The sequence below is a fragment of the Nostoc sp. genome (genome assembly GCF_036917235.1).
In the GTDB taxonomy this organism is placed as follows: Bacteria; Cyanobacteriota; Cyanobacteriia; order Cyanobacteriales; family Nostocaceae; genus Nostoc.
Genome location: NZ_JBALDU010000099.1, coordinates 274,974 through 282,053, shown reverse-complemented (window position 1 = coordinate 282,053; position 7,080 = coordinate 274,974). Strand labels below are relative to the sequence as shown.

Below are 7,080 nucleotides of genomic sequence, written 5' to 3'. Positions count from 1 at the left end.
TCAGTTATTTTTTCAATAAAAAAACCCCCAGTGGGTGTTAGCCTACTAGGGGAGTGAGTTATCAGGGTGCATCTACCAATAATCTTTTCTAGGGGCAGCCAGCATCTTCCGGGAAAAATGAATTAAATGAGAGGCGATGTCTACGATGGGCTGTAAAGCTCGTAGTCTTATAGAGAAGCAAGCTACCTATAACGTCTCTGAGAGGAAAAGACTCGCTAACATTTCTCTAGCAGAGGCATTTGCGATCGCTATCGGTGACGCAACTAGTAGAAAAAATTCCCAGTGGGTGTTAACCTATCAGGGGAGTGAGTTATCAAGGTCAGTTATTTTTTCAATAAAAAAACCCCCAGTGGGTGTTAGCCTACTAGGGGAGTGAGTTATCAGGGTGCATCTACCAATAATCTTTTCTAGGGGTAGTCAGCATCTTCCGGGAAAAATGAATTAAATGAGAGGCGATGTCTACGATGGTCTGTAAAGCTCGTAGTCTTATGGAGAAGCAAGCTACCTATAGCGTCTCTGAGAGGAAAAGACTCGCTAACATTTCTTAACTAGACGTATTTGCGATCGCTATCGGTGACGTAACTAGAAAAAACCCCCAGTGGGTATTAACCAACCAGGGGAGTGAGTTATCAGGGTGCATCTACCAATAATCTTTTCTAAAATAAATGGGTCGCTACCGGATAAATTAGCAGAGGTTGAAGTTGTTACTGTTTGTCGATGAAAGAAAAACCTCAGAGGGGTTAGTTATCAGGATAGACCTACCAATTAAACGATCGGTGCGCTGCTTTACAAAATGGGTGTGTCAGGGTTAATCAATAGGACTCAATTTTCATAAAAAAACCCCAAGTGGGCGTTAGCCAACGAGGGGAGCTAGTTATCAGGGTGCATCTACCACTTAAATGTTCTAGGTTTAACCACCATGCTCCGGATAAATTTATGAGAAAATTGATTGTTATCGTGTGTCAAAAAAACCAAAGTGGATATTAACTCAATTAGGAGAGTTAAAGATCGAGGGACATCCATCTATTAATCAAGTATTCTAGGATTAAGCACTATTTTCTGGTAGAGAATATCTGCGTCAGAAGTTGCTGTTGTTTGCCAAAAATAAAAAAAACCCCCAGTGGGTGTTAGCCAACTAGGGGAGTTGAAGATCAAGGTGCATCTACCAATTAAGTGTTCTAGACCCAAGTAATCCGATCCGGATAAAGTTGTAAAGGCAGGAAAAACCAAAACAGCGCGGAATCAGAAACATTCAGGGGCAAGATGCATCTAAATTATCAGAGAGAGCGAAAAATCGACTTGAAACTTTCGCGTTTCAAACCAGATTCAGGAGGCGGACAGGAGAAGTTGTGACCCAGGAATTCCATATTTCCGTAACCCCAGTAGGGCAAAATGACTACTTGGTGCGGACGGAACAAGTCGCGCCTGGGGTACCATTGGCAGAAGAATTGGTGACTTGGCCTATAGCTGATTGGTTGATGGCTGCTGGGCATTTGATGAATGACCCGTTGAATTCGGTGTTGCAAGGAGATCCATTTACCTCTGGCGGGCATGAAAGCGATATCGCCAGAAACTCTGTGAATTTGGTGGCGTTGGGTCAACAATTTTATAACGCCCTATTTCAAGGCACTCTCAGAGATAGTTGGATTACTGCCCAAGGTATTGCCCAGAACCATCAACAAGTGCTGCGCTTACGCTTGGGGCTAAAAGACACTAGATTAGCTCGTTTGCCTTGGGAAGTGATGCACGCAGGCGATCGCCCTCTGGCTACTGGGCCTTATGTGGCTTTTTCTCGCTTCCAAAGTGGAATTTTGGGGGCTTCTCCTTTGCGGTCGCAAAATATGCCCACACCACAAGAACAAGGTGGTGTCAGAGTCTTGATGGTAATTGCTTCTCCCTCAGATCAAGTCCGTCTTGACTTACAGAAACAAGAAGCAATTAAACTGCAAGCAGAACTTCACCGTCAAACGTCACGACTTGGTGAAGGCCGCAATCGTTTCCCCGAAATTGAACTCACTGTATTAGATCAACCAGGACGGGAAGAACTGACGCAAGCTCTAGAACAAGGCAGATACCATGTTCTCCATTACTCTGGTCATAGTAACTTAGGCGCAAATGGCGGAGAAATTTATCTTGTTAGTCGCAGAACTGGCTTGACGGAAATCTTGACTGGGGACGATTTGGCAGGTCTGCTCGTCAACAATAATATCCAAATGGCAGTGTTTAATTCCTGCTTGGGCGCATACACAGCAGCGTCCAATCCCTCTGGAGATACTGGCGAACGAAACTTAGCGGAAAGTCTGGTGAAGCGCGGAATTAGAAGCGTTTTGGCGATGTCAGAACGGATTCCTGATGAAGTGGCGTTGACACTCACACAATTGTTTTACCGCAATTTAAGTCAGGGATATCCAGTAGATTTGTGTGTAAGTCGGGTGCGCCAAGGATTAATTTCCGCTTATGGTTCTCACCAGATGTACTGGGCATTACCGATTTTATATCTTCAGCCAGAATTTGACGGTTTTCTGAGTCAGGAAACTGAGGTATCTGCAAGTAGGGAGTCGCTGAATCAGTATAGTTCGCCTTTAGGGGCAACTTCCACGATGTACCCCGGTATACCTGATGATACCGAGATGCCTTTAGGAATGGAAGACATGATTCCTAGTGGTTTGACGCGGGACTCTTCTGGGTTGGACTGGCTGGGTGAAGATACTTGGGGCGATCTAGTTGATGAAATTGAGTATGATGACCCAAGCTATGAAGAAGATTCTGCGATAGTTTCGGATTTGTTTCGTCAGCTAGATAACCAAAAACCTGCAACTGAACCGGATCGACAAATTCACGAAAATAGTCTTCACCAAAGCCAGATTTCAGAGGAAATGACTTCCTCAGAAGAGTCAGCAGATTTGTGGGGAGAAGTTCCACCACCGCCACCTGCAACTCCTGGAAACCTTGAAGAAAATAGGCAAAATTCTAATTTTTCGCTATCGCAACCACCCCCGCCAAGAAATCGTACCCGTCGCCGCAAGCTGTGGCCGATTGTCGGCGTTGTGGGGATCAGTGCGATCGCCGCTGCGATCGGTTTAAATTGGTGGTGGCAGAATCGCCCCCAAGCACTGCCTAAAATACCAGAAATTCCTACCCAATCTCTACCTGATTCTCGACCGATTCAAAAGCAGCCGAATATCGATTTAGGAATAGAAACGACTGGAATTGTCACCGCTACTGCTACGGAAAAATTGAGCCAGGGTGACTTGCAAGGTGGGTTATTGGCTGTAGAAGAACTACTGAATCGGGGCGCACTGGCTGCGGCTGAAACTTCCTTAAAACTAATTCCTAGTAAACAAGCTGACGATCCCTCTGTGAATTTTTACAAGGGACGATTGGCGTGGCAGTCTATCCAAACTGGAGACAATAACTATAGCGTCGATGATGCCCGTCGTTATTGGGAAACTGCTGCCAAAGCTAAACCCGAATCGCTCTTGTATAATAACGCTTTGGGATTTGCCTACTACACAGAAGGCAATCTGAATCGCGCCAATGATTCTTGGTTCAAGGCTTTGAATTTAGCTCTCAAAGAACAAAACACAAATTCAACATCCAGAAATACAGCAGTTCCTCAAGATGCTTTAACTTCTTATGCTGGTTTAGCTCTTGGATTGTATAAATCTGCACTTAGTCAATCTAGTGGTAAGCAGACGCAATATTTGAATGAAGCGATCAAGTTGCGGCAAACGGTTCTCAAGTCCGATCGAGAAAATTTCCAGGTAGATAAATTAACTAAAAATTGGCTGTGGACGGAAAAGGCGATTGAAGATTGGCGATCGCTCCTTCAGCAAAAAGGCGAAGAACAGTAATATATTGTGATGGCGCGATCGCTGTGATGGTTGTCTTCGGATCTGAAATAGGGTTAGTTCGACTTTATTCCTAAATTTTTCGTGATTTAGGATATAGCCAAAAGCTAAACAAGCGGCTAACTCTCGGCATGAGAACATAAGTTAAGAGCAAAACCATAGTAATCGTTATAATCAACGAAATAATCAAGGGTGGTAAAGCCCGAATTAGGGGTACTAAGAACGTATTCAATAAATTAATCAACACATATACAGCTCCCCAAGTTAGCAAGGCTGTTTTATAGCGCGGCGGAGTTTTTAAGGGTTGACCGGGAAGAGAAAACCAAGCTTCTAATCCACTAATTTTTTGAACATAAGGATCGGATTCAACCAAATGCTTACCTTGATTGAGCAAATGTTCGCGATCGCGTGATGTCATCCACACCTCTAAATTTTCATAATTGTCAAATCGGAAGATAATCACATATTCATTTCGCACCCCAAGTTGGGGACAAATCACATTTGTTCCCATGTGACCCACATAAGTTCTAGAAACCCTGGTAATCTCTTTCAACCAAGCTTCGTAAGCAGTTTCGCATCCTGGTTTGACAAGTTGTGTAATGACCACGGTTACAAATCGATCGTTCTGTTCTATCTCCATTATTTATGCTAATCAATTTTGGATTTTAGATTTTTTCACGTAGCTTGATTTTCGGAGGGCAAATATCGATTTATATCATGTCCGCTTCATTGCTTATTAAACCCGAAGAACCCCACCCCGCCAAAGCTACGCTTTGTCTCCCCTCCCGAAGAGCGGGGAGGGGATTAAGGGGTGGGGTTCTTTTCTTATGGGTAATTTTGCGGACATGATATTACTTGCTGTGAAACATTTATAAATTTGGGATTTTCAATTGAAAATCCCAAATTTAAAATCTAAAATTCGGTCACGCTCAAGCCAAGGGGTATCCAGGTTTTCCAACTTCAAGCCGAACAACATTAGCAGGAACGACACCAGTGGGTGGAGGTAAAAACATTCCACCATTAGTGACAACATAAATTGCGGTGCGATCGCTCTCAGTTTGACCAAAAGCCACGGCTGTGCTGCCAATTACACCTTGCTCGGCTTGAGCAATAACAGTAGTACTGCGATCGCTTGCAATTCGCACCACACTGTTATATATGTGCGTTGCTCCATAAAGATTGCCTTCCACGTCAAAGGCGAAGTCATCAATATTAGTTTGCTCTACAAAAGTTTCCGGCTCACCTGGTCGAACTGCGGTATCAATGGGAATCCGCAACAGCAACATTTTTTCCGTATTTGAAACGTAGAGGAAATCACCAAAACGCTTCAAACCATTTGCAGCCGGAGTGATATTTTCCGAATTGCTACGAGCAAGCATTGGATGTTCTAGCCAAATTGAGACGCGAGGTTGAGCGATATCAATCAGCCAAATTGCACCCCGATAAGAATCTGCTGTTAAATACTGAGTATTAGAAAGGGGAGTGATGCCATTGAGAAATATTGCATCTGGCAGTTTCAGCAAGGTTTCCACTGTCCCATCATTGGCAACTAAAGAAATCACTGGTATAGAATCAGCATTCCAGCCTGTTGCCACTAAACCCCCGTTGGCAGTGAAAGCAAGACCACTCACTTTACCTTCAACAGTGGCATGAATCTGCTGATTGCCATCTGGACTAATGCCAACAATCTCGCCAACTTCGTGATTAGTTACAAATATTGTGCCATCTGGTGCGATTGCTAGATTTTCTAAAAAAGTATTGATGGGGAATGAGGTAACAACTTTAGCTGGTGCTAATTCAATGGTTGTATCTACGTAAATAGGCGGTAAAACTGCGGAATTTGCCATACTAACCTACCACTGTAATTGAATCGGGCCACCAAACTTTCGCATCTCTGCAAAAAATAGTCCTTGCGCTCCTGCATCGGAAAGTGTTGCTAAATAAACAGCTGTTTGCGCTCCTTCTTCTGCTGTGAAAGGAGCATCATCTCCTCCCATATCGGTCTTCATGCAACCTGGAGAATAGGCATTTACCAGAATATTAGTACCTTAAAGTTCTTTCCCTAGAATCGCTGTTAGTCCATTTAGTCCTACTTTTGAGAGTCGATAAGAAGGCGCTAAAGGGTAGTAGTCACTTGAAACTGACGCTAGAGACGCCATTTCCGTTGATATATTGACAATACGACCGTAATTTTGCACCTTCATTAACGGAATTAATGCTTGAGAAATTCTGAGTACCGCTAAAACATTAGTTTCAAAGGTCGATCGCATCGTTTCCAGTTGGACAGTCAGTAAGCTGGACTCTTCAGGCTTGGTTGTGGGATTTACACCTGCATTATTGACCAGAATATCTACTTTACTGTAAGTTTCACGCAACCAGTCGGTAAACTGCTGCACGCTTCCATCATTGGTAACATCCAGCTTGTGATAGTCAACATCAAGCCCTTCACTAGATAACTGCTGCTTGGCAGCAAGACCATCTGTTTCATTACGACTCGTCAGAATTACGCGGTTGCCAATTTGGGATAATTGACGGGAAATTGCATATCCTAGCCCTCGGTTACTTCCTGCGACTACAGCAATCCTTTTTTGAATCGTCATTTTTATGACCTTCAAACTGCTTTTAAGTTTACTGTACTGAGATGTTGTAAATTAAGCAAATTGATTTTAGCAATATATTTTAGGGTTTATGTATTGACAATAAATACCAAATATGAATTAAGTTAAAGATGAATTGCAATGCTGGGACAACAAGTTAATCGCGCTAAACTTGGCGTTTCAATCCCTAATAGGGATTTTGATGAATTGCAATAAGAATCATTCAAAGAATTAATCACTAATGCCTTGTTTCAATCCCTAATAGGGATTTTGATGAATTGCAATAGGTTTAGATAACGACTTGAAGGATCACGAATGACAGTTTCAATCCCTAATAGGGATTTTGATGAATTGCAATGATAGCAGTCAAAACCAAGAGAGAAACTTATTTTCTGTTTCAATCCCTAATAGGGATTTTGATGAATTGCAATTTGGCTAAAGGGCTAGGGATGGGCGAGGTGTGGTTTCAATCCCTAATAGGGATTTTGATGAATTGCAATTTTTTCCTGCTCCTCACACTGATGGTACTTTGTTTCAATCCCTAATAGGGATTTTGATGAATTGCAATTCTATAGGTAAATGCGCTATCCGGTACGTATTCTACGGGTTTCAATCCCTAATAGGGATTTTGA

General features: G+C 42.9%; 3 protein-coding genes, 1 pseudogene and 1 CRISPR repeat array (1 of these 5 cut by a window edge). Of the genes and pseudogenes, 1 reads left to right on the top strand and 3 read right to left on the bottom strand.

Annotation, left to right across the window (positions count from 1 at the left end):
- The first annotated feature begins 1,349 nt into the window (after positions 1-1,349).
- Positions 1,350-3,854 (top strand): cell division protein HetF, encoded by a 2,505-nt coding sequence (gene hetF, locus V7K44_RS28995; protein WP_334936852.1) that lies wholly within the window; start codon positions 1,350-1,352, stop codon positions 3,852-3,854.
- 70 nt (positions 3,855-3,924) lie between these two features.
- On the opposite strand, the gene V7K44_RS28990 is transcribed toward hetF, so the two are convergent.
- The 3 genes and pseudogenes from V7K44_RS28990 to V7K44_RS28980 all read right to left on the bottom strand — a co-directional run bounded on the left by V7K44_RS28990 (position 3,925) and on the right by V7K44_RS28980 (position 6,451).
- The gene (locus V7K44_RS28990) at positions 3,925-4,491 is read right to left on the bottom strand and encodes an antibiotic biosynthesis monooxygenase (protein WP_334936850.1); all 567 of its coding nucleotides are present in this window, start codon (positions 4,489-4,491) and stop codon (positions 3,925-3,927) included.
- 289 nt (positions 4,492-4,780) lie between these two features.
- Positions 4,781-5,698 (bottom strand): SMP-30/gluconolactonase/LRE family protein, encoded by a 918-nt coding sequence (locus V7K44_RS28985; RefSeq protein WP_334936848.1) that lies wholly within the window; start codon positions 5,696-5,698, stop codon positions 4,781-4,783.
- A gap of 6 nt (positions 5,699-5,704) precedes the next feature.
- Positions 5,705-6,451, bottom strand: a pseudogene (locus V7K44_RS28980) (SDR family oxidoreductase).
- 174 nt (positions 6,452-6,625) lie between these two features.
- Positions 6,626-7,080: a CRISPR direct-repeat array (repeat unit 37 nt; unit sequence GTTTCAATCCCTAATAGGGATTTTGATGAATTGCAAT); it runs 939 nt beyond the window's last position.